We start from the raw sequence: 22,380 nt of genomic DNA on the forward strand, positions 1-22,380 counted from the left end.
CGCCTCTCCCCATCCCGACCACGAAAGACCGCCGCATGCGCCAGCCCTCCCTCCTTCCCGCACGCCGCCGCGCGCGCGCGGTCCGTTGACGGTGCGCCGCATGCTCGTCAAGCTGCTGCTGTTCGCCGCGCTGTTTGCCCTGCTCAGCATTGCAGCCCTGTACAGCTACGGCCGCTTTGCGGAACGTTCGCTGGGCGCGCCGGGCACGGCCCTGCCCGTGGCGGCCGATGCCACCCTGCTCGACCGCGTGCTGGCGCCGCAGCTGGCGCAGCGCCCGCAGCAAAGCGGCACGGCCCTGATCGACGACAACCTGGAAGCGTTTGCCCTGCGCGCCCTGAGCGCGCGCGAAGCGGGCCGCAGCATCGACCTGCAGTACTACATCTGGCATAACGACGTCACGGGACGGCTGCTGGTGCGCGAATTGCTGCGCGCGGCCGACCGCGGCGTGCGCGTGCGCGTGATGCTCGACGATATCAATGCACGGGGCCAGGATGCCGCCATCCTCGCGCTCGACAGCCACCCGCTGATCGAAGTGCGCATCTTCAATCCCGGCCGCAACCGCGACGGCATCTGGCGGCGCGCCGTGGAAATGGCCTTGCGCGCGGTCAGCCTGAACCGGCGCATGCACAACAAGGCCTGGATCGTCGATGGCCGCGTCGCCATCGTCGGCGGGCGCAATATCGGCGACGAGTACTTCGATGCCGCCGAGCAAGTCAACTTCCAGGATGCCGACCTGCTGCTGGTGGGGCCGGCCGTGCAGCAGGCGAGCGACATCTTCGACCGTTTCTGGAACAGCCGAGCCGTCATTCCCATCCGTGCCTTGCATGTGGGCAAGAACGCGGACGCGCCCGAGGCAGTCCAGCTGCACGCCGTGCGCGCCCGTCTCGCGGCGCTCGGCGGCGAAGTGGGGGCTTCGCCGTATCTGCAGAAGCTGACCGATACGGGCCAGCTGCAGGCGCACCTGGACGGGCGCCTGCGCCTGCACTGGAGCGGCCAGGTGCAGGTGGTGTCGGACCCGCCGGAAAAAGCCGCCCCCGTGGCCGGCTTGCAGCGCAGCGAGCACTGGCTCATGCACAGCCTGCTCCCCTTGCTGACGCAGGCGCACGAGGAAGCGCTGCTGACCTCGCCATATTTCGTGCCCGGCGCCGCGCTCAGTACCCTGCTGGGCGACAAGGTCGCCGTCGGCGTCAAGGTCAGCGTGCTGACCAACTCGCTGGCCGCCACCGACGTGGCCCTCGTGCATGCGGGCTATGCGCGCTACCGCGAGGTGCTGCTGGGTGGCGGCGTCGACCTGTTTGAATTGAAGACCCTGCACCGCAAGCGCATCAGCCTGACGGGTTCGAGCCGCGCCAGCCTGCACACCAAGGCCATGGTGGTCGACCATGCGCGGGGCTTCGTCGGCTCCTTCAACCTCGATCCCCGCTCGGCACAGCTGAACACGGAAATGGGCGTCGTGTTTCACGATCCGGCGCTGGCGGCCGACCTGCGCACGCTGTTCCTGCGCTCGACGGCCAGCGACACCAGCTACCGCCTGTTCCTCGACGACGGCGCGCTGCGCTGGTCCGATGCCACGGAAGAGCCTGCCAAAGTGTGGACGCATGACCCGGAAGCGGGTGTCTGGCGCCGCGCGCTGGTCTCCCTGATGCGCTGGCTGCCGATCGAGTCGCAACTGTAATCGAAGCCGGCATGCCAAAACATCAAACTTGCTGGAGTTGCCATGTAAAAATAGATGTTGTTTTCAAGACATGTGACGTGCTTTTTTGCCAAACGCTGCTATAATCTAGCCAACAAGACATAATAGTTGTCACAGAAATACTTTTTACAGCATCGCCCATCTCGCCTCTTCCGCGATATACCCATCGTTGGCCAAAAGCTCGCCGACAGACTGCAAGACCAACCTGTCACTTTTGGAGCTATTACCATGCGTAAACCATACACCTTGCTGGCGCTGGCCGCCGCCATTTCCCTGTCCGCTGCCGGTGCCCAGGCCGCGACCAACCTCGTCAAGAACGGCGACTTCGAACTGACCAGCAATGGCACTTCGAAACAGCTGAACGAAGGCAATTACGACCGCGCGGACCGCACCTACCTGACGGACTGGTCCAGCAAGGGCTATAACTTCGTCTTGAACGGCAACAACATCGACGATACCAATGCCGCGACGGCGCTGGCCTTGTGGGGTCCGAATTCCTACAGCGGCCGTGGCCCGAAAAACGGCCTGGGCGTCAGCCCCACGGGCGGCAACGTGCTGGCGGCCGACTGGGATTACTTCCCCGGCCCCGTCACGCAGCAAGTCAGCGGTCTGATCCCCGGCCAGGCCTACACCCTGAGCTTTTCCTATGGCGCAGGCCAGCAGGTAGGCTTCCGCGGCGATAACCTCGTCAATTACTGGGACGTTTCGCTGGGCAATAGCAAGCAGCAGACGGCGTCCCTGGCCAACGTCAGCCAGGGCTTCACGGGCTGGCACCAGGCCAGCATGACCTTCACGGCGACGAACAGCAGCGAATTGCTGTCCTTCATGGCCAAGGGCAGCCCGACGGGCGCGCCGCCCTTCATGCTGCTCGACGGCGTATCGCTCGTGTCGGCCGTGCCGGAACCGTCGACCTGGGGCATGCTGATCGGCGGCCTGGGCTTGATCGGCTTCGCGGCGCGCCGCCGCAAAGGCTGACCAAACCGGCTGTCCGGGGCGCGTCCTGCGATGCGCGCTGTGCTTTAGTACAGCCGCGCTTCCCGGCCGCGCCGCACATCGGCCCGCCACGGTTGTGTTACGCCTTGGCGCGCCAGCAAATCCGCACCGGCATTTCCTGGGCCGGGGTTTTCACTGCCCGATCACGTTCCTGCCATGAGCCTGCTACAGACCCTACAGACGCACCTGCCTGGCCTTGCCGTGGATGTCCTGCGCCTGAGCCTGTGGCTGGTGCTGCTGGCCGTCCTCTTCGTGCCGCTCGAACGCTGCTTTGGCGAACGCCACGCGGGGCGCCCGCGCACGGAACTGTTCAGTGACCTGGGCTTCTATTTCATCAGCAGCCTGCTGCCGGCCGCGCTGCTGGCCGTGCCGCTGGCCCTGGTTGCCGTCGCCGGCCAGCGCTTCCTGCCGGACGCCGTGCCCGCTACCCTGGGCGCCCTGCCCCTGTGGGCCAAGCTGCTGCTGGGCTTGTTCATCGGCGAAGTCGGCACTTACTGGGGTCATCGCCTCAGCCATGAAAGTCCGTGGCTGTGGCGCTACCATGCCGTGCATCACAGCACGGAGCAGCTGTATTTCCTCGCCAACACGCGCACCCATCCCGTGGACATGGTCGTCACGCGCCTGTTCGGCCTGACACCCCTGTATCTGCTGGGACTGGCCGGTCCCGGCGCGGCCGGCAGCGCCGCGCCCGTGCTGCTGCTCCTGATCGGCACCGTCTGGGGCTTCTTTATCCACGCCAACCTGCGCTGGCGCTTCGGCCCGCTCGAATGGCTGGTGGCCACGCCCGCCTTCCACCACTGGCACCACAGCAAGTTCGAGCACATCAACCGCAATTACGCGTCCACCCTGCCCGTGCTGGACCGCCTGTTCGGCACGCATCACCTGCCGGCCGGGTGGCCGGCCAGCTGCGGCATCGAGGCCCCCATGCCCGCCAGCCTGGCCGGCCAGCTGCTGGCCCCCTGGCGCCGCGCGCCTGCCCCGGCCGCGCCGGCAACACGGCCAGGGCCAGCCGACTGATCCCCGGCAGCGGCCCGCACGGCCCGGCCGCACCGGCGTAAAAAAACCCCGCGCGGCCGGTACCGCGCGGGGTTTTCTCGCAAGGCTGCGCGGCACCACCACGCAGCCAGCTCTACGGCAAAACGCTTATTTCTTCTCGGCTTCCGCTTTCTTCGCGTCGGCAGCAGCCAGTTTCGCTTCCTTCTTCGCGGCGGCTTCCGCAACCTTGGCTTCTTTCTTGGCGGCCGTAGCCGCTTTCTTCGCGGCAGCGGCTTCCTTCTTCGTTTCGGCAGCCGTTTTCACGGGAGCGGCATCGGCTGCAGCGGGAGCGGCGGCAGGGACGGCCTTGGCGGCAGCTTCTTTCTTCGCGGCGGCAGCGGCAGCCTTGGCTTCTTTCTTGGCAGCAGCAGCTTCCTTCTTCGTTTCAGCGGCCGTCTTGGCTGGCGCCGCAGCGGTGTCGGTCGCAGCAGCTGGCTTCGCTGCGGCTTCTTTCGCTGCAGCTTCCTTCACAGCAGTTTCCTTTTTTGCGGGGGCTGCTTTCGCCACCGGGGCCGCCGGCGCGCCGGACTTGGCCTGGCCATTCACCTGCAGGCCCGCTTCCGACAGTTTCACGGAGCTTTTCGGGCCGATGCCCTTCACGCGGCTTTCGAAATCCGCCCAATCCTTGAAGGCGCCGCCCTTGGCACGCTCGTCGACGATGGCTTTCGAGGTGACGGGGCCGATGCCCTTGACGCTGTCGAGTGCCGCCTGGTCCGCCTTGTTGACATCGACCTGGGCAAAGGCAAAGCCCATCGTCGCGACCAGGGTGGCGAAGGCCAGCATTATTTTTTTGAACATGGGTATCTCTCCGTGATGTGGTTTCAAGATGACTCGAACGCAAGGGAGGAACAGCGCCTTAACGGCTTTAACGGCTGGGACGTGATACGGTTGACAAGAGGGGGACACGACAGGAAGGGAAAGCCTGCGCCAGATCAAACGGACGGCGCAGGCGGGACAGCGGTTTATTGCGGGAACAGCTCGTCGCGGGTGACGGTGGCCGTGCCCAGCTTGCCGACGACGATGCCGCCGGCGCGGTTGGCCGTGCGCACGGCGTCACCCAGGCCCATGCCGGCGCCCAGCATGGCCGCCATGGTGGCGATCACCGTGTCGCCGGCACCCGATACGTCGAACACTTCGCGCGCATCGGTGGGCATGTGCAGCACCTCGTCGGCCGTGTACAGGCTCATGCCCTCTTCCGAACGGGTCAGCAGCAGGGCTTCCAGGCCCAGCTGCGCGCGCATCTGCTGCGCCCGCTCCGTGAGCTGCTCTTCCGTGCTCCAGCTGCCGATCACGCGGCGCAGTTCCGACTTGTTCGGAGTGAGCACTGACGCTCCCGCATAGCGGCTGAAATCATCGCCTTTCGGGTCGACCATGACGATCTTGCCGGCGGCGCGGGCGGCCTTGATCATCTCGGCCACGTTCACCAGGCTGCCCTTGGCGTAGTCGGACAGGATCACCACGTCGTAGCTGGGCAGCAGTGCGTTGAACTGCTTGAGCTTGTCGCGCAGCACCGTGTCGCTGGGAGCATCCTCGAAGTCGATGCGCAGCATCTGCTGCTGGCGGCCGATCACGCGCAGCTTGATGATGGTGGAAATGGCCGCGTCGCGCTGCAGGTAGCTGTGGATGCCGCCGCCTTCGAGCAGGCGCTCGACCTGGCTGCCGGCCTCGTCGTCGCCGACCACGCCCAGCAAGCTCGTCTTCGCGCCCAGCGCGGCCGCATTGCGCGCCACGTTGGCCGCGCCGCCGAGGCGCTCTTCGCGCTTCTCGATGCGCACGATGGGCACGGGCGCTTCCGGCGAGATACGGCTGACATCGCCGAACCAGTAGCGGTCGAGCATCACATCGCCCACCACCAGCAGGCGCACCTGGGCCAGAGCGGCTGGCGCCGTCATGTCGCGGGCGTTCATGCGCGCGTCAGGATCGAGCGACCGATCCCGTGGTATTCGATGCCCGCCTCGGCCATGACGGCCGGTTCGAACAGGTTGCGCCCGTCAAAGATCACGGCCTGCTTCAGGCGCGCCTTGATCTGCTCGAAATCGGGGCTGCGGAAGGCTTTCCATTCCGTCACGATGGTCAGGGCGTCGGCACCCGTCAGCGCATCCTGCGGGCTGTCGGCGAAGCGCACCCTGGCCAGCTGTTCCGGCGTCAGGTCCAGCTGCAGCACGCGGCGCGCCTCGGTCATGGCGACGGGATCGTAGACGGCCACCGTGGCGCCGCGCGCCAGCAAGTCCGCCAGCAGCACGCGGGCCGACGCTTCGCGCATGTCGTCCGTATTCGGCTTGAAGGCCAGGCCCCAGACGGCGAAATGGCGGCCCGTCAGGTCGTCGCCGAAGCGCTTGACGACCTTGCCACCGAGAATATGTTTCTGTTTGTCATTAACGGCTTCCACGGCGCGCAGGATCAGCAATTCCTGGCCGTGGCCGCGTGCCGTGCGCTCCAGCGCCTGCACGTCCTTCGGGAAGCAGGAGCCGCCGTAGCCGCAGCCGGCGTACAGGAAGCTGTGGCCGATGCGCGGGTCGGAGCCGATGCCGTGGCGCACGGCCTCGATGTCGACGCCCACCTTGTCGGCCAGGTTCGCCAGTTCATTCATGAACGAGATGCGCGTGGCCAGCATGGCGTTGGCCGCGTATTTGGTGAACTCGGCCGAACGCACGTCCATCCAGTAGGTGCGCTCATGGTTGCGGTTGAACGGCGCATACAGGCTTTTCAGCAGGTCGCGCGCGCGTTCGCCTTGCGGCGTGGCATCGACGCCGATGACGATGCGGTCCGGGCGCATGAAGTCTTCGACGGCCGCGCCTTCCTTGAGGAATTCCGGGTTTGATGCCACGGAGAACGTAGCGGCCACGCCGCGCGCGTCCAGCTCGCCCTGGATGGCGGCGCGCACTTTTTCGGCCGTGCCGACGGGCACGGTCGACTTGTCGACGATGACCTTGAAGTCCGTCATGTACTTGCCGATGCCGCGCGCGGCGGCCAGCACGTACTGCAGGTCGGCGGAGCCATCTTCGTCGGGCGGGGTGCCGACGGCGATGAATTGCATCACGCCATGGTTGGCCGCCGCTTCCACGTCGGTGGAGAAGGTCATGCGGCCGGCGGCGCGGTTGCGCGCCACGACTTCTTCCAGGCCCGGTTCATGGATGGGAATGCCGCCGCTGTTGAGCAGCGCTACCTTCTGTGCGTCCAGGTCAAGGCAAAAGACGTCGTTGCCCAGCTCCGCCAGGCAGGCGCCGGTGACGAGGCCCACATAGCCCGTGCCGATAATGGTGATTTTCATGGTTATGCCGTATTTCTTATTGGTGAATTTCAGGTGCTACATACGAGTACACGCCACGTTGCGCGGGGCAAGGTGGCGTGTAGGATTAGTTCATGACGTTGAGCTCTTCGGTACGGCGCGGCGGGTAGGTTTCCCACTTGTTGCAGCCCGGGCAGTGCCAGTAGAACTGGCGTGCCTTGAAGCCGCAGTGGCTGCACTGGTAGCGGGCCAGCTTCTGCGTGTAGCCGTGCACGAGGTTTTTCACCATCGACAGCTCGGACCAGATGGCGGCCGGCGCATCCATCATGCGCGCCTCCAGCAGCTTGTCCAGGCCCAGCAGGGTCGGCGTGCGGCGCAATTCCGCGCTGACCAGCTGTTTCGCCGCTTCCACGCCGTCCAGCTCGATGACGGCCTTGAAGACGACTTCGATCAGGTCGATCGACGACGCTTCTTCCAGGTAGGAGCGCAGCAGGTTGACGCCTTCCTGCGGACGGCCCACTTTCGTGTAGCCATCCATCAGGCGCTGCGCCACCAGGGCCACGTGCGGCACGCTTTGCTGCTCCACGCGGCGCCAGGTGGTCAACGCGCCTTCCACGTCGCCGCGCGCCAGCAGCACGTCACCCGTCAAAATGGTGGCGCGCACGCTCTTGCGGTCCGTCTGCAGGGCTTTTTCCAGCAGCGGCATGGCTTCGTCCGGCTTCAGGTGCACCAGCGCGTCATGCGCCAGTTCGCAATAGAACTGGGCGATTTCCTTCTGGCGCGCACCGGCGCCCGATTCCTGCAAGCCGACGGCTGCCTCGATGGCGCGCGGCCATTCCTTTTCGCGCTGGTAGATTTCCAGCAGCGCGCGGCGCGCCTGGGCCGCATATTGCGTATCGACCAGGCCATTGAAGGTTTCCTCGGCACGGTCGAGCAAGCCCGCCTTCAGGTAATCCATGCCCAGCTCGTAGGCGGCGTGGCCCTGCTGCTCCAGCGGCAGGTCGGGACGCGCCAGCAAATTCTGATGCACGCGGATGGCGCGCTCCGTCTCGCCGCGGCGGCGGAACAGGTTACCCAGCGCAAAGTGCATATCGGCCGATTCCGGGTCCAGCTTGACCACTTCGATGAAGGCGTCGATGGCCTTGTCATGCTGTTCATTGAGCAGGAAATTCAAGCCCTTGAAGTAATTGCGCGGCAAGCTGCGCGATTCCGACACCAGTTGATGAATGTCAACGCGCGCGGCAATCCAGCCCAGCGCGAAAAACACCGGGATACCCAAGAGCCACCAGAGTTCAAATTCCATGCGATTGTTTTTATTCGAGTAAGAGAGATAGGAGCGACGGCGCTGCTTACTGCGCGCTCACGCTGTCCGGTTGCGGCTGGACATTGCTGGCCACGCCAACGGTCTGCAGCGCGGCAATGGTGGTTTTCTGCTTGGTCGCTTCGCGGCGGTGACGGAACACGGTCGGCGTCAGGGCCAGGACGCCCAGGCTGGCGCCAGCGACAAAAAAGCCCAGCAGCATCAGGACCAGGGGGCCGCGAATTTCATAATTGAGGAAAACATGCAGGTCGACAACCTGCGCATTCTTCAGCGCAAAACTGAAGAACAGGACGAAAAGAACACAGCCAACGATGGTGGAGATGATTTTCATCGATACGCCCAGAAAGTACAAAAAATGCCCGTATGGCACAACCTTGGAATGCCTGGCAGAAGCGTAGCGAGCGTCAGCGATTTGTGGCCAAGAAGCGCAACCGTGCTTGAGCACGGTGAGCATCGCAGGCCGCAAAGCGCGACGCGCAGTAGCTTATGTCAGGTATTCTCAGCATATTAACAAAAAAAAGCGGCATCCAAGGACGCCGCTCTTTGTGTCGCCTTCCAGCAGACGATTAATCCTCGATGATCGGTTGCCCGACCATCGCGTCCACCCGCTCGCGCAACTGTTTGCCCGGCTTGAAGTGAGGGACCCGTTTTTCAGGAACCATCACCTTGTCGCCGGATTTCGGGTTGCGGCCGATGCGCGGGGGCCTGCTGTTCAGGGCAAAACTGCCAAAACCGCGGATCTCGATGCGCTGGCCCGTCGCCAGGGCGTTGGTCATCGCATCGAGAATGGTCTTGACGGCATACTCCGCATCTTTCGCCACCAGCTGAGAATAACGCTCAGCGAGGCGGTTGATCAGCTCGGACTTTGTCATCTGCCGTATCCGCAGTCTTAGTTCTTGTTGTCGAACTTAGCTTTCAACAAGGCGCCCAGGCTGGTGGTGCCCGAAGCTGCGTTGTTGTCGGTAGCTGCCATCTTCTGCATGGCTTCCTGGGTTTCCACGTTGTCTTTCGCTTTGATCGACAGTTGGATACCACGAGCTTTGCGGTCGATGTTCAACACCATGGCTTCGACGGTGTCGCCGACTTTCAGGTGCGTACCAGCATCTTCAACGCGGTCGCGCGAGATTTCGGAAGCGCGCAGGTAGCCTTCGACTTCTTCGGACAGTTGGATCACGGCGCCTTTAGGCTCAACCGATTTAACGGTACCGGTTACCAGCGAGCCTTTGTCGTTCATGGCTGCGAAGTTGTTGAATGGGTCACCTTCCAGTTGCTTGACGCCCAGGGAAACGCGCTCGCGCTCAACGTCGATGGCCAGAACGATGGCTTCCAGTTCGTCACCTTTCTTGAAGCGACGCACGGCTTCTTCGCCGGTTTCGGTCCAGGACAGGTCGGACAGGTGCACCAGACCGTCGATGTTGCCGGCCAGGCCGATGAACACGCCGAAGTCGGTGATCGATTTGATCGCGCCGCGGACTTTATCACCTTTCTTATGGGTAACACCGAAGTCGTCCCATGGATTGGCTTTGCACTGTTTCATGCCCAGCGAAATACGACGACGCTCTTCGTCGATTTCCAGAACCATTACTTCTACTTCGTCGCCCAGTTGGACAACTTTGTTAGGAGCAACGTTTTTGTTCGTCCAGTCCATTTCGGAAACGTGTACCAGACCTTCGATACCCTGTTCCACTTCAACGAACGCGCCGTAGTCGGTCAGGTTCGTTACTTTACCGAACAGACGGGTGCTTTGTGGGTAACGACGGGACAGACCGGTCCAAGGATCGTCGCCCAGTTGTTTCACGCCCAGCGAAACACGGTTTTTCTCTTGATCGTATTTCAGGACCTTGGCGGTGATTTCCTGGCCAACCGTCAGAACTTCCGACGGGTGACGTACACGGCGCCATGCCAGGTCGGTGATGTGCAGCAGGCCATCGATACCGCCCAGATCCACGAACGCGCCGTAGTCGGTGATATTTTTGACGACGCCGGTCACGACCGTGCCTTCTTTCAGCGTTTCCATCAGTTTCTGACGCTCTTCGCCCATCGAAGCTTCGATGACGGCGCGGCGGGACAGAACCACGTTGTTACGCTTGCGATCCAGCTTGATCACTTTGAATTCGAGGGTTTTGCCTTCGAATGGGGTGGTGTCTTTGACAGGACGGGTATCAACCAGCGAGCCCGGCAGGAATGCGCGGATGCCGTTGGTCAACACGGTCAGACCGCCTTTGACTTTACCATTGACGGTACCGACGACGATTTCGCCCGATTCCATCGCTTTTTCCAGAGCCAGCCACGAAGCCAGACGCTTGGCTTTATCGCGCGACAGGATGGTATCGCCGAAACCGTTTTCCAGCGATTCGATCGCCACGGAAACGAAGTCACCAACTTTGACTTCCAGTTCGCCGTGGTCGTTCTTGAATTCTTCGACAGGGATGAATGCTTCGGATTTGAGGCCAGCGTTCACGATCACGAAATTGTGGTCGAGGCGCACGACTTCAGCGGAAATAACTTCGCCGGAGCGCATATCTTGACGCGACAACGATTCCTCGAAGAGCGCAGCAAAACTTTCCATACCGGTAGATTCGTTAGTTGTAACAGTAGACATAGGGTTCACACAGGTTATCCAGCAGAGATCGCACGATGCGACTTAAACTGGGTTAGGTTTTTGACACACCCGGACAGGCCAGGAGCCGTCAACGGGCACCACATGGCGCGCACTACACAGCAATACACGCCATTTTGCTGCTTATCTTGCAACAGCGGCATACCATTTCAACACGGTTTCAACGGCATCATCTGCCGTCATGGCCGAGGTATCGAGGACATGCGCCCCTTCCGCGGGGACCAGCGGCGCAATCGCACGGTGAGTATCACGTTCGTCCCGCGCCTGCAAATCCATCAGAAGGTCTTCCATATTAGCAGAAAAACCCTTGTCTATCAATTGCTTGTAGCGCCGTTGCGCGCGCGCCTCGACGCTGGCCGTGAGAAACACCTTCAGCAGGGCATGCGGGAAGATCACCGTGCCCATGTCGCGCCCATCGGCCACCAGGCCCGGCGTCTTGCGAAAGCCCAGCTGCAAACCGACCAGGGCGTGGCGCACCGTTGGCAAGACGGCAATTTTCGACGCCGTATTGCCCACTTCTTCCGCGCGGATCTGTTCGGTCACATTTTCGTTGGCCAGCAGGATTTCGCCGCCCGCGAAGTGGCACGGCAGGTGCTCGGCCAGCTTGGCCAGCGCGTGCTCGTCGCGCAAGTCCGTGCCGCGGCGCAGCGCCGACAGGGCCGTCAGGCGGTACAGCGCGCCCGAATCGAGGTAATGAAAGCCGAGCTTGTCGGCCACGCGGTGGGCCACCGTGCCCTTGCCGGAAGCGGTGGGGCCGTCGATGGCGATGACTGGGATGTGGGAGGTCGGCATTATTTTGTCACTTTAAAAAGAACTAAACCCCAAGGCAAGGGCTGGGGTCAGACCTGGCGGATCGAAATGCCTTCCATTGGAAGGCATTCCCCCTGAGGGTCCGACCCCGGCACTTGTCTTGGGTTATATCAATGTATCCTTGGCAATCCCCGCGAACACGGTGAAATACTCGGGAAAGGTCTTGGCCACGCATTTCGGGTCCATGATGCGCATGTCATTGCCGCGGCGGGCGGCGCCGTCCAGCGACGCGAGCGAGAAGCACATGGCCATGCGGTGGTCGTCATACGTGTCGATGGTAGCGGCGGCGATTTCGGCCGGCGGCGTCACGCGCAGGTAGTCGGCGCCCTCTTCCACTTCCGCGCCCAGCTTGCGCAGTTCCGTGGCCATGGCCGCCAGGCGGTCCGTTTCCTTTACGCGCCAGCTGGCGATATTGCGCAAGGTGGAGGTGCCGTCCGCGTACAGGGCGGCCACGGCGATCGTCATGGCCGCGTCGGGAATGTGGTTGAAATCCATGTCGATGGCCTTCAGCACGCCATTCGAGCGGGCTTCGATCCAGTTCTCGCCCATGGTGATGGTCGCGCCCATCTGCTGCAAGGCTTCGACGAAGCGCACGTCGCCCTGGATGCTGTCGCGTCCCACGCCTTCCACGCGCACGGGACCGCCGCCGATGGCGCCGGCCGCCAGGAAGTAGGACGCCGACGAGGCGTCGCCTTCCACGTGGATGGTGCCCGGGCTCTGGTACTGCTGGCCCGGCTGCACGGTGAACGACTGCCAGCCGTCATGCTCGACCGTCACGCCGAAGCGGCGCATCAGGTTCAGGGTGATCTCGATGTACGGCTTCGAGATCAGCTCGCCCGTCACGTCGATGGTCACCGCGTGGTCGCGCGCCATCAGCGGCGCCACCATCAGGAGGGCCGTCAGGAACTGGCTCGACACGTTGCCGCGCACGGCGATGCGCTGCGCGTGGATATGGCCGCGGCGGATGCGCAGCGGCGGGAAGCCCTGCTCGCCCGTGTATTCGATCTGCGTGCCGACGGCGTTCAGCGCGTCGACCAGGTCGCCGATGGGCCGCTCGTGCATGCGCGACACGCCGTGCAGCGTGTAATCGCCGCCGATGACGGCCAGCGCCGCCGTCAGCGGGCGGATGGCCGTGCCGGCATTGCCCATGAACAGGTCAGCCGCATGGTGCGGGAAGACGCCGCCGCAGCCTTCCACGTGGTGGATCTGGTGCGCCGTGGCCGGATCGCCCTGCAGTTCATCCTGCGTCCATTTCACGCCCAGCGAGGTCAATGCCGTGAGCATGACGAAGGTGTCGTCGGAGGCGAGCAGGTCGACGATCTTCGTCGTGCCCTTGGCCAGCGCGGCCAGCAGCAGCACGCGGTTGGAAATGCTTTTCGAGCCGGGCAGACGCACCGTGCCTTCGACGTGCATCACCGGCTTCAGATCGATATGGTGGGGGTAGTGCTTGGTCTGGGTCATGCTGGAATCCTTCGATTATTGTGTGGGCGCGGGCGCTTCCGCCGTTTCGATCGCCTCTATCCATTGCTGCCGGGCGTGCTGGGCGTTCGCATACACGCCTTCGATGGCAGCGCCGTCGCCGGCGGCCAGGTGCGCGCGCAAGGTCGTCAACTGCGCCAGGTAGGCGTCCAGTTCATGCAGCAGCGCCGGCTGGTTGGCCAGGCTGATGTCGCGCCACATTTCCGGCGATGAGCCGGCGATGCGCGTAAAGTCGCGAAAGCCGCTGGCCGCGTACTGGAACAGCAGGCCCGCGTGCGGTTTGTTGGCGATGTCGTCGACCAGCGCAAAGGCCAGCAGGTGCGGCAGATGGCTGACGGCGGCAAACACCTTGTCATGTTCTTCGGGCGTCAAGGTGTGCAGGATGGCGCCGCAGGCGCGCCACGCGGCGGCCACCCGTTCCACGTCGCCCGCGGCGTTTTCCGCCAGCGGCGTGAGCACCACTTTCTTGCCTTGATACAAATCAATGATGGCCGCATCGGGGCCATTCGTCTCGCGTCCCGCGATCGGGTGGCCGGGCACGAACTGGCCCGCCTTGCCTCCCAGCGCCGCGCGCGCGGCCGCCACCACGTCGCTTTTCGTGCTGCCCGCGTCGGTGACGACGGTGCCCGGCTTCAGGTGCGGCGCGATGGAGGCGAGGATGGCCCCCGTCTGCGCCACGGGTGCGGCCAGCAGCACCAGGTCGGCGCCCGCGATGGCCGTGGCCACGTCGCCGCCGATCTCGTCGATGATGCCCAGCTCCAGCGCGCGCGCCATCGACGCCGGCGAACGGCCCATGCCGACCACCGTGGTCACCGCGCCCGCATGCTTCAGGGCGCGCGCGAACGAGCCGCCGATCAGGCCTACGCCGAAGATGACGATTTTTTTCAGTGCAGGCGTCGTCATGGGGTCAGGCCAGCGCTTTCGTCAGCGCAGCGATAAAGATGGCGTTTTCCTGCGGCAGGCCGATGGAAATGCGCAGCCATTGCGGCAAGCCGTAGCTGCCCACGGGACGCACGATGACGCCCTGTTTCAGCAGCGCCAGGTTGACGCGCGCGCCGGCGCCATCGTCGTCGCCCACTTTCACCAGCACGAAATTGCCGTGCGATGGCACGTATTCCAGGCCCAGCTGCGTGAACGCTTGCGTGAACTGCTGGTAGCCGGCCGCGTTGTTGCGCGCGCTCTGTTCGAGGAATTCCTTGTCGTTCAGGGCGGCGATGGCGGCCGCCTGCGCCAGCGAGTTGACGTTGAACGGCTGGCGGATGCGGTTCATCAGGTCCGTCAGCGCCGGCTGGGCGATGGCAAAGCCGATGCGCAGGCCGGCCAGGCCATAGGCCTTCGACAGGGTGCGCGAGACCACCAGGTTCGGATACTGGCGCACCCATGCCGTCGACTCGTACTGGTCATCGGCGGACAGGAATTCGTTGTAGGCCTCGTCCAGCACGACGACGACGTGCTGCGGCACTTTCTTCAGGAACGCCTCGAGCTGCGCGGCCGTCAGGAAGGTGCCGGTCGGGTTGTTCGGGTTGGCGATGAAGACCAGGCGCGTGTCGTCGGCGATCGCCGCCGCCATCGCGTCCAGGTCATGGCCATAGGCTTGCGCCGGCACGACGATGTGGCGCGCGCCCAGGCCTTGCGTGGCCAGTGCGTAGACGGCGAACGAGTACTGCGAGTACACGACGGACTGGCCATGCTCGACAAACGCGTGCGCGGCGATTTCCAGGATGTCGTTGCTGCCGTTGCCCAGGGTGATCCAGTCGGCCGGCACGTCATAGCGCTTGGACAATACGGCTTTCAGGTCGAAGCCGTTGGCGTCCGGGTAGCGGCCCAGGTCATCGATGGCGGCGATCATCGCCTGCTTGGCCGATGCCGGCATGCCGTACGGGTTTTCATTCGACGCCAATTTGACGATGGCTGCCTCGTCGAGGCCAAACTCGCGCGCGACTTCCGCGATCGGCTTGCCGCTCTGGTAAGGGGCGATGGCGCGGACGTATTCAGGACCGATATTTTTAGACATGGTGTTCTTTAAAAGTTGGTGAATGATTGGTGAACCCCAAAAGCAATGACTGGGGTCGGCCCCCAGCCTTTACTGGGTTACAGACTGACCGGATACGACCCCAGCACCTTGAAGAAGGCCGCATTGCCCTGCAGTTCGGCCAGCGCCTGGGCGACGGCTGCATCGTGCACGTGGCCTTCCACGTCGACATAGAAATAATACTCCCAGCTGCCCATGCGCGCCGGGCGCGACTCGAAGCGCGTCATCGACACGCCGTGTTTCGCCAGGGGTGCCAGCAGCTGGTACACGGCGCCCGCCTTGTTCGGCACGGCCAGCACCAGCGAGGTCTGGTCCTTGCCCGACGGCGCCGTCTGCAAGGTGCCGACGACGGCAAAGCGCGTGCGGTTGTGCGGGTCGTCCTGGATATGGCCTTTCACCACGCCCAGCTTGTACTGCGCGCCCGCCAGTTCGCTGGCGATGGCCGCCACCGTGCCATCCTCGCCGGCCATGCGCGCCGCCTCCGCGTTCGAGGCCACGGCGTGGCGCGCGATGTGCGGGTAGTTCTGGTTCAGCCACACCTGGCACTGCGCCAGCGCCTGCGAATGGGCGCAGATGGAGGTCACGCCATCCATGTTGCCGCTCTTCGTCATCAGGCTGTGGTGCACGGCGATGGCCACCTCGCCGCTGATGATGAGGCTAGTCTGCAGCATCATGTCCAGGGTGCGGTTGACGGCGCCTTCCGAGGAATTCTCGATGGGTACGACGCCAAAGTCCGCCGTCCCCGCCTCGGCGGAGCGGAACACTTCATCGATGGAGGCGCACGGCAAGCCTTCGACGGCGCTGCCGAACTGCTGGTACACGGCTTGTTCGCTGAAGGTGCCGGCCGGGCCCAGATACGCCACGGTGACCCTCTTTTCCAGCGAGCGGCAGGAGGACATGATTTCGCGGAAGATGGTCTGCACTTCGCGGTCGCCCATGGGGCCGGGATTGCGCTCGGCCACGCCGCGCAGCACCTGCGCTTCGCGCTCGGGGCGGAACACGGGCGCCTGCGTTTCCGCCTTCACGTGGCCCACTTGCTGGGCAATCTGCGCGCGGCGGTTCAGGAGGTCGAGGATTTGCGCGTCGATCGCATCGATCTGTTCGCGCAGCGGTTTCAGTTTATCGGTCATGGTTGGTTTGTTTCGTCAGCTGTACTTCAATCATTGCCGCGCGGCCTGCGCCGGCGGCGGGCCGGCGCGCTCATTCATGAGAATGCCGGACAAAATGATCAGGGCTAGGCGCGTTGCCGCTGACAGTACGAATGTACGACAAGGCAATGCAACAACGCCCTGGACTTTTTGGCAGGCATTCTAGCGTCCGGCAAACTCGTTCAAATAGTTGACCAGGGCTTGCACGCCCTCGATCGGCATCGCGTTATAGATCGATGCACGCATGCCGCCGACGGACTTGTGGCCCTTCAGTTGCAGCAGGCCGCGCTGTTTCGCGCCAGCCAGGAATGCGTCGTTCAAGCTTTCGTCGCGCAGGTAGAACGGGATGGTCATGCGCGAGCGGTATTCCGGGGCGACCCGGTTCTGGTAGAAGTCGTCCGCATCCAGCGCCGCGTACAGCAGCGCCGCTTTCTCAATATTACGCTGTTCCATGGCTGCCACGCCACCCTGGCGTTTGAGCCACTGGAAAACCAGGCCGGCGATATAGATGCCGTAGGTGGGCGGCGTGTTGTACATCGACTCATGTTCGGCCACGATGCTCCAGTCGAAGGCCGACGGGCAGATCGGCAGGGCCTTGCCCAGCAAGTCTTCGCGCACGATGACGACCGTCAGGCCGGCCGGGCCGATGTTTTTCTGCGCGCCGCCGAAGATCACGCCGTATTGCGATACATCAATAACCCGCGACAGAATGTGCGAGGACATGTCGGCCACGATGGTGGTCCCCGCCGGTACGCCTGGCGCCTGCTGGAATTCCACGCCATCGATGGTTTCATTGGTGCAGATGTGCAGGTAGGCGGCGCCTGGCGTCAGCTGCCAGTCCGATACGGCCGGCACATGCGTGAAACCGCCCGCCTGCGACGATGCCGCCACGTTGACGTTGGCGTACTTGGCCGCTTCCTTGATCGATTTGCCGGACCAGGAACCCGTGTGCACGAAGTCGATGGTGGCCGGCTGCGTGGCACCATGGCCCACCAGATTCATGGGGATGATGGCATTTTCGCCCAGGCCACCGCCCTGCAGGAACAGGATCTTGTAGTTCTCGGGCACGGCCAGCAGCTCGCGCAGGTCGGCCACGGCCTGTTTGTAGATGGAGATGAACTCGGGACCACGGTGGCTCATTTCCATCACCGACATGCCGCTGCCATGCCAGTCCTGCATCTCAAAGGCCGCTTGCGCCAGCACTTCCTTGGGCAGGACGGCCGGGCCGGCGGAGAAGTTGTAGATTTGGGTCACGATACGGTCCTTGGCAAAATGAAAATTATTGGGGCGGCTGCGTGGCCGCCCGCATGACTTGCTCCAGCACGGCATTGACGCGCGGGATCAGCACGCGCTGGCTGATGGCCATCGATTCGGCCGACAACTGCGGCATGGTGGCCAGCATCTTGCGCCCCAGCGGCGTCTTGTAGAAGGCCGTCAGCTGCTCGACTTCCGGCACCGTGTAATAGCGCGCGTACAGGGGCACCATCTCGGCGCCCAGCTCGTCAATCAGGGTCGGGTCGGCCAGCACCTGCGTCAGGGTGGCGACGGCCACGGGAATCTCTTCCTCGGCACTGGCCAGCGCGCGCGCCTTGCGCTGCTCGTCCAGCCGCGGATCGGTATTGATTTGCTGTTGCGCCGACTGGCGGATCATTTCCGGCACCGATTGCAGCATCTGGTCGAAGATGCTGCGCGTGAGCTGCGGGAACTGCATCGCCTCGAGCATGCGCCGCACGGCCACTTTCATGGCGGGGCTGGGCGCGGCCTGGCGGGCCGGCGCGGCTTGCGTGCTCTGGGCCAGGGCCGGCAGGGTGGCAAGAAAGGCCAGCGAAAACGCGGCGAAGAAGGTGGCGACGATTTTTCTCATGGCATGCGGGACTTTACAAAAGCGGGGAACAACTTGAAATATGCAGGCTGGCGCCGCAACGGGCACGCCAACAGCAATTGGGGCTCCTCGCGGAGCCCCAATCATCTTACTCCGGCTGGGCCGGATCGGCCGCCGCCGGCGCGGCATCCGTGCCCGCCTCCGTCGTCAGCTCGACTTCGTCGATATCCGTCTCCACCACGCGCTGCAGGCCGGACAGCTTGGTGCCGTCTTCCACGGCGATCAGGGTCACGCCCTGCGTCGCGCGGCCCATCTCGCGGATTTCCGACACGCGGGTGCGGATCAAGACGCCGCCGGTGGTGATCAGCATGATTTCATCGCTGGTATCGACCAGGGTCGCGGCAACCACCTTGCCGTTGCGCTCGCTGGTCTGGATGGCGATCATGCCTTTCGTGCCACGGCCGTGGCGCGTGTACTCGGTGATCGGCGTACGCTTGCCGTAGCCGTTCTCCGTGGCCGTCAGCACCGACTGCTGCTCGTTCTCGGCCACCAGCAGGGCGATCACGTGCTGGCCCTCTTCCAGGTTCATGCCGCGCACGCCGCGCGCCGTGCGGCCCATCGGACGCACGTCGTTTTCGTCGAAGCGCACTGCCTTGCCCGAATCGGAGAACAGCATCACGTCGTGCTGGCCGTCCGTCAGCGCGGCGCCGATCAGGAAGTCGCCGTCGTCCAGGTCGACCGCGATGATGCCGGCCTTGCGTGGATTGCTGAAGTCCTTCAGCGGCGTCTTTTTCACGGTACCCAGGCTGGTCGACATGAAGACGTAATGATCTTCCGGGAAGGTGCGGTTTTCGCCCGACAGCGGCAGGATCACGGTGATCTTTTCGTTGTCCTGCAGCGGGAACATGTTGACGATCGGCTTGCCGCGCGAGTTGCGCGAGCCTTGCGGCACTTCCCACACCTTCAGCCAGTACATGCGGCCACGGTCCGAGAAGCACAGGATGTAGTCGTGCGTATTGGCGATGAACAGCTGGTCGATCCAGTCTTCCTCTTTCGTCGCCATGGCCTGCTTGCCGCGCCCGCCGCGCTTCTGCGCGCGGTATTCGGTGATCGGCTGCGCCTTCATGTAGCCCGTGTGCGACAGGGTCACGACCATGTCCTGCGGCGTGATCAGGTCTTCCGTTTCCAGGTCGGTGGCATTCAGTTCGATCTGCGAGCGGCGCACGTCCTTGTTGCCGGCGCCGTATTCGTTCATCGCCAGGGTCATTTCATCGGTGATGATGACGGTGACGCGTTCCGGCTTGGCCAGGATGTCGAGCAAGTCGGCGATGTGCGCCATGATGTCGCGGTACTCGTTGACGATCTTGTCCTGCTCCAGGCCGGTCAGGCGCTGCAGGCGCATCTGCAGAATTTCCTGCGCCTGGTCGTCCGACAGCTTGTACAAGCCATCCGTCTGCATGCCGTAATGCTTCGGCAGGTTTTCCGGACGGTAGGCATCCACGCCGCCCGGCGTCGTGCCGTCGCCCGTGCGGGCCAGCATTTCGCGCACGACGGACGAATCCCAGGCCTTGGCCATCAGCTCGACCTTGGCGATCGGCGGCGTCGGCGCGGCCTTGATGATGGCGATGAAGTCATCGATGTTGGCCAGCGCGACAGCCAGGCCTTCCAGTACATGACCACGTTCGCGCGCCTTGCGCAGTTCGAACACGGTGCGGCGCGTCACCACTTCGCGGCGGTGCGACAGGAAGCATTGCAGCATCTGCTTGAGGTTCAGCAGCTTTGGCTGGCCGTCGACCAGGGCCACCATGTTCATGCCGAAGGTGTCTTGCAGCTGAGTCTGCTTGTACAGGTTGTTCAGCACCACTTCCGGCACTTCGCCCCGTTTCAGCTCGATCACCACGCGCATGCCCGACTTGTCGGATTCGTCGCGGATGTCGGAAATGCCGTCCAGCTTCTTGTCGCGCACGTTTTCGGCGATGCGTTCCAGCAAGGACTTCTTGTTGACCTGGAATGGCAGCTCGTCGACGATGATGGCGATGCGGCCGCCATCCTTGCCGTATTCCTCGAAGTGCGTCTTGGCGCGCATGACGACGCGGCCGCGGCCCGTGCGGTAGCCGTCGCGCACGCCCGAGACGCCGTAGATGATGCCGGCCGTCGGGAAATCGGGCGCAGGGATCAGTTCGATCAATTCATCGATCGAGCAGTCCGGGTTGCGCAGCACGTGCAGGGCGCCGTTGATGACTTCGGTAATGTTGTGTGGCGGAATGTTCGTCGCCATGCCCACGGCGATGCCGGAAGAACCGTTGATCAGCAGGTTCGGGATACGCGTCGGCAAGACCGTCGGTTCCTTTTCCTTGCCGTCATAGTTGGGCTGGAAGTCGACCGTGTCCTTGTCGATATCGGCCAGCAGCTCGCTGGCGATCTTGTCCAGGCGGCACTCCGTGTAACGCATGGCCGCGGCGCCGTCGCCGTCGACGGAACCGAAGTTGCCCTGGCCATCGATCAGCATGTAGCGCAGCGAAAAATCTTGCGCCATGCGCACCAAGGTGTCGTAGATCGAGGCATCGCCGTGGGGGTGGTATTTACCCATGGTTTCGCCGACCACGCGGGCGCACTTGACGTAAGGGCGGTTCCACACGTTGTTCATTTCATGCATCGCGAACAAGACGCGGCGGTGCACTGGCTTCAAGCCATCGCGCGCATCCGGCAAGGCGCGCCCGACGATCACGCTCATGGCGTAATCGAGGTAGCTCTTGCGCATCTCTTCTTCGAGGGAAATAGGAATTGTTTCTTTTGCGAATTGATCCATTGGCGGTTCGACTGATCTCAGGCTGTGGTTAACTTATCTGCTACGCAATGTATGACGCAATACTGCATATCCTGGGTGGCTGCCAGGGCGGCGTGCCGCGCAAAAAATGGCCGGGACAGTGACAAGGCCGCTAGCCGTACCATTCGGTACGTCCAGGCCATGCCGCGCTACCGTGCACTTTTTGTTTAGCACTCTTAACAGCCAAGCGCACGATTTTAGCATGCGCGCCCCGCTACCTGTACAAATTGGCCAGACCGGCAATATTGACAGTTTGCACCGGCGCCGTGCGGGCTTGCCTGTCGATAATGCACAATGGCAATACCAGTTCAAGTCTTCTGCCCTAAAAAGAGGCAAAAAAAGCGATCAATTGTTACAGACGCGTTACAAATGAGCATTTCCGTTGCGTGAAAACAACGTGCGGTCTAAAATCGGGCAAGCTTTGATTTAACCACGGTCGTGTGCCCCTGATGCGTGTGGCAAAATGACTGGGAAGTTAATTGCTAGTTTCGCAATCTGAAACGAGCGCATATGGTCTACATGATAAAATCTTGGCACGTAGCACCAGTAGCGCAGTGTTGTTCTGCGGATATCACCCCCCGAAAGGAAAAAAGAATGAATAAATTTGTAACGCTGTTTTTCGCTGCATCCGCAGTGATTGCTGGCTCGGCTTCGGCCCAAACCCCAACCTCCCCACCGTTCGCGCCAGTTACCACTGACATCAAAGCACCTAGCCCAAAAAGCGCTTACGTGCAAGATGCTCGCGGCGTGATCGTGCGTGACCCATTCGGCCTGTGCTGGCGTACCGGTTACTGGACACCTGCTGACGCGGTGCCAGGTTGCGACGTTCCCCTGTGCGTAGAGCCAGAAACTCTGCAAGACGGCAAATGCGTGGCTCCACCTCCGCCACCAGCACCACCAGCACCAGCGCCAGTCGTCGTGGTACCAGTACCAGTCGTCGTAGCTCCTACCTCGGAAAAAGTCAGCTTCGCTGCTGATGCATTCTTCGATTTCGACAAAGCTACGCTGAAGCCAGAAGGCAAAGCCAAGCTGGACGAGCTGACCGCACAACTGGGCGGCATCAACCTGGAAGTCATCATCGCCGTGGGTCACACCGACTCCGTCGGCACCGATGCTTACAACCAAAAACTGTCGGTACGTCGTGCTGATGCTGTCAAATCCTACCTGGTTTCCAAAGGCGTTGAAAGCAACCGTGTGTACACCGAAGGCAAAGGCGAAAAACAACCAGTGGCTAGCAACGCTACCGCTGAAGGCCGTGCTAAAAACCGTCGCGTGGAAATCGAAGTTGTCGGTACCCGCAACAAGTAATAGCTGAGCCCCCTGGACTTGCCGCAAGTTATCGCGCAAGTCAAGGACAGCAGGAAAAAACCC

Annotated in this window: 19 protein-coding genes; 4 read left to right on the plus strand and 15 right to left on the minus strand. The window is 63.0% G+C overall.

The annotated features are described in order from the left end of the window. The first annotated feature begins 100 nt into the window (after positions 1-100). The 3 genes from EBS11_RS20790 (at position 101) to EBS11_RS20800 (ending at position 3,703) form a co-directional block, all read left to right on the plus strand. Entirely contained in the window at positions 101-1,675 is a 1,575-nt protein-coding gene (locus tag EBS11_RS20790; RefSeq protein ID WP_290605952.1) for a phospholipase D family protein, read from the plus strand. Between the two features lie 246 nt (positions 1,676-1,921). Continuing rightward, positions 1,922-2,668: a PEPxxWA-CTERM sorting domain-containing protein gene (locus EBS11_RS20795; protein WP_290605954.1), complete on the plus strand. Its 747-nt coding sequence runs from the start codon at positions 1,922-1,924 to the stop codon at positions 2,666-2,668. Positions 2,669-2,842: 174 nt separating this feature from the next. Then, positions 2,843-3,703 (plus strand): sterol desaturase family protein, encoded by an 861-nt coding sequence (locus EBS11_RS20800; RefSeq protein ID WP_290605956.1) that lies wholly within the window; start codon positions 2,843-2,845, stop codon positions 3,701-3,703. A 126-nt stretch (positions 3,704-3,829) separates the two neighbouring features. On the opposite strand, the gene EBS11_RS20805 is transcribed toward EBS11_RS20800, so the two are convergent. The 15 genes from EBS11_RS20805 to gyrA all read right to left on the minus strand — a co-directional run bounded on the left by EBS11_RS20805 (position 3,830) and on the right by gyrA (position 20,991). Then, a complete protein-coding gene (locus EBS11_RS20805) occupies positions 3,830-4,519 on the minus strand; it encodes a helix-hairpin-helix domain-containing protein (protein ID WP_290605958.1) in 690 nt (229 codons plus the stop codon). 164 nt (positions 4,520-4,683) lie between these two features. After that, positions 4,684-5,628, minus strand: a complete 945-nt coding sequence (gene rfaE1 / locus EBS11_RS20810; RefSeq protein ID WP_290605960.1) for a D-glycero-beta-D-manno-heptose-7-phosphate kinase — start codon at positions 5,626-5,628, stop codon at positions 4,684-4,686. Then, on the minus strand, positions 5,625-6,992 hold the full coding sequence (locus EBS11_RS20815; protein WP_290605962.1) for a UDP-glucose/GDP-mannose dehydrogenase family protein: 1,368 nt from the start codon (positions 6,990-6,992) through the stop codon (positions 5,625-5,627). The genes rfaE1 and EBS11_RS20815 overlap by 4 nt, the downstream gene beginning before the upstream one ends. Positions 6,993-7,077: 85 nt before the next feature. Next, a complete protein-coding gene (gene lapB, locus EBS11_RS20820) occupies positions 7,078-8,253 on the minus strand; it encodes a lipopolysaccharide assembly protein LapB (protein WP_290605964.1) in 1,176 nt (391 codons plus the stop codon). A 46-nt stretch (positions 8,254-8,299) separates the two neighbouring features. Next, the gene (locus EBS11_RS20825) at positions 8,300-8,602 is read right to left on the minus strand and encodes a LapA family protein (protein ID WP_034751796.1); all 303 of its coding nucleotides are present in this window, start codon (positions 8,600-8,602) and stop codon (positions 8,300-8,302) included. A gap of 235 nt (positions 8,603-8,837) precedes the next feature. After that, positions 8,838-9,143, minus strand: coding sequence for an integration host factor subunit beta (locus tag EBS11_RS20830; RefSeq protein WP_008446215.1), 306 nt, complete (start codon positions 9,141-9,143; stop codon positions 8,838-8,840). 17 nt (positions 9,144-9,160) lie between these two features. Continuing rightward, positions 9,161-10,873 carry a 30S ribosomal protein S1 gene (gene rpsA, locus EBS11_RS20835; protein WP_071650172.1) on the minus strand — a complete coding sequence of 571 codons (1,713 nt, stop codon included), beginning with the start codon at positions 10,871-10,873 and terminating at the stop codon, positions 9,161-9,163. A gap of 141 nt (positions 10,874-11,014) precedes the next feature. Then, entirely contained in the window at positions 11,015-11,683 is a 669-nt protein-coding gene (gene cmk / locus EBS11_RS20840) for a (d)CMP kinase (protein ID WP_290605977.1), read from the minus strand. A gap of 123 nt (positions 11,684-11,806) precedes the next feature. Then, complete coding sequence (gene aroA, locus EBS11_RS20845) at positions 11,807-13,162, minus strand: 3-phosphoshikimate 1-carboxyvinyltransferase (RefSeq protein WP_290605979.1); 1,356 nt, start codon at positions 13,160-13,162, stop codon at positions 11,807-11,809. Between the two features lie 15 nt (positions 13,163-13,177). Further along, the gene (locus EBS11_RS20850) at positions 13,178-14,083 is read right to left on the minus strand and encodes a prephenate dehydrogenase/arogenate dehydrogenase family protein (protein WP_290605981.1); all 906 of its coding nucleotides are present in this window, start codon (positions 14,081-14,083) and stop codon (positions 13,178-13,180) included. A 4-nt stretch (positions 14,084-14,087) separates the two neighbouring features. Then, positions 14,088-15,194 carry a histidinol-phosphate transaminase gene (gene hisC, locus EBS11_RS20855; protein ID WP_290605983.1) on the minus strand — a complete coding sequence of 369 codons (1,107 nt, stop codon included), beginning with the start codon at positions 15,192-15,194 and terminating at the stop codon, positions 14,088-14,090. 77 nt (positions 15,195-15,271) lie between these two features. Continuing rightward, entirely contained in the window at positions 15,272-16,342 is a 1,071-nt protein-coding gene (gene pheA / locus EBS11_RS20860; RefSeq protein WP_290605985.1) for a prephenate dehydratase, read from the minus strand. Positions 16,343-16,522: 180 nt separating this feature from the next. After that, positions 16,523-17,614, minus strand: coding sequence for a 3-phosphoserine/phosphohydroxythreonine transaminase (serC, locus tag EBS11_RS20865; protein WP_290605987.1), 1,092 nt, complete (start codon positions 17,612-17,614; stop codon positions 16,523-16,525). A 25-nt stretch (positions 17,615-17,639) separates the two neighbouring features. Next, complete coding sequence (locus EBS11_RS20870; RefSeq protein ID WP_290605989.1) at positions 17,640-18,224, minus strand: DUF2059 domain-containing protein; 585 nt, start codon at positions 18,222-18,224, stop codon at positions 17,640-17,642. A 106-nt stretch (positions 18,225-18,330) separates the two neighbouring features. Continuing rightward, positions 18,331-20,991, minus strand: a complete 2,661-nt coding sequence (gene gyrA / locus EBS11_RS20875) for a DNA gyrase subunit A (RefSeq protein WP_290605991.1) — start codon at positions 20,989-20,991, stop codon at positions 18,331-18,333. A 612-nt stretch (positions 20,992-21,603) separates the two neighbouring features. On the opposite strand from gyrA, the gene ompA reads away from it, so the two are divergent. Further along, positions 21,604-22,317 (plus strand): outer membrane protein OmpA, encoded by a 714-nt coding sequence (gene ompA / locus EBS11_RS20880; protein WP_290605993.1) that lies wholly within the window; start codon positions 21,604-21,606, stop codon positions 22,315-22,317. Positions 22,318-22,380 lie beyond the last annotated feature (63 nt).

The organism is Janthinobacterium sp., from assembly GCF_009923995.1.
Classification (GTDB): domain Bacteria; phylum Pseudomonadota; class Gammaproteobacteria; order Burkholderiales; family Burkholderiaceae_D; genus Janthinobacterium.

What these genes read in the sequence shown, in the direction of transcription:
- EBS11_RS20790 (WP_290605952.1), top strand. Translation starts at nt 101, where the DNA reads ATGCTCGTCAAGCTGCTGCTGTTCGCCGCGCTGTTTGCCCTGCTCAGC.
- EBS11_RS20795 (WP_290605954.1), top strand. Translation starts at nt 1,922, where the DNA reads ATGCGTAAACCATACACCTTGCTGGCGCTGGCCGCCGCCATTTCCCTG.
- EBS11_RS20800 (WP_290605956.1), top strand. Translation starts at nt 2,843, where the DNA reads ATGAGCCTGCTACAGACCCTACAGACGCACCTGCCTGGCCTTGCCGTG.
- EBS11_RS20805 (WP_290605958.1), bottom strand. Translation starts at nt 4,519, where the DNA reads ATGTTCAAAAAAATAATGCTGGCCTTCGCCACCCTGGTCGCGACGATG.
- rfaE1 (WP_290605960.1), bottom strand. Translation starts at nt 5,628, where the DNA reads ATGAACGCCCGCGACATGACGGCGCCAGCCGCTCTGGCCCAGGTGCGC.
- EBS11_RS20815 (WP_290605962.1), bottom strand. Translation starts at nt 6,992, where the DNA reads ATGAAAATCACCATTATCGGCACGGGCTATGTGGGCCTCGTCACCGGC.
- lapB (WP_290605964.1), bottom strand. Translation starts at nt 8,253, where the DNA reads ATGGAATTTGAACTCTGGTGGCTCTTGGGTATCCCGGTGTTTTTCGCG.
- EBS11_RS20825 (WP_034751796.1), bottom strand. Translation starts at nt 8,602, where the DNA reads ATGAAAATCATCTCCACCATCGTTGGCTGTGTTCTTTTCGTCCTGTTC.
- EBS11_RS20830 (WP_008446215.1), bottom strand. Translation starts at nt 9,143, where the DNA reads ATGACAAAGTCCGAGCTGATCAACCGCCTCGCTGAGCGTTATTCTCAG.
- rpsA (WP_071650172.1), bottom strand. Translation starts at nt 10,873, where the DNA reads ATGTCTACTGTTACAACTAACGAATCTACCGGTATGGAAAGTTTTGCT.
- cmk (WP_290605977.1), bottom strand. Translation starts at nt 11,683, where the DNA reads ATGCCGACCTCCCACATCCCAGTCATCGCCATCGACGGCCCCACCGCT.
- aroA (WP_290605979.1), bottom strand. Translation starts at nt 13,162, where the DNA reads ATGACCCAGACCAAGCACTACCCCCACCATATCGATCTGAAGCCGGTG.
- EBS11_RS20850 (WP_290605981.1), bottom strand. Translation starts at nt 14,083, where the DNA reads ATGACGACGCCTGCACTGAAAAAAATCGTCATCTTCGGCGTAGGCCTG.
- hisC (WP_290605983.1), bottom strand. Translation starts at nt 15,194, where the DNA reads ATGTCTAAAAATATCGGTCCTGAATACGTCCGCGCCATCGCCCCTTAC.
- pheA (WP_290605985.1), bottom strand. Translation starts at nt 16,342, where the DNA reads ATGACCGATAAACTGAAACCGCTGCGCGAACAGATCGATGCGATCGAC.
- EBS11_RS20870 (WP_290605989.1), bottom strand. Translation starts at nt 18,224, where the DNA reads ATGAGAAAAATCGTCGCCACCTTCTTCGCCGCGTTTTCGCTGGCCTTT.
- gyrA (WP_290605991.1), bottom strand. Translation starts at nt 20,991, where the DNA reads ATGGATCAATTCGCAAAAGAAACAATTCCTATTTCCCTCGAAGAAGAG.
- ompA (WP_290605993.1), top strand. Translation starts at nt 21,604, where the DNA reads ATGAATAAATTTGTAACGCTGTTTTTCGCTGCATCCGCAGTGATTGCT.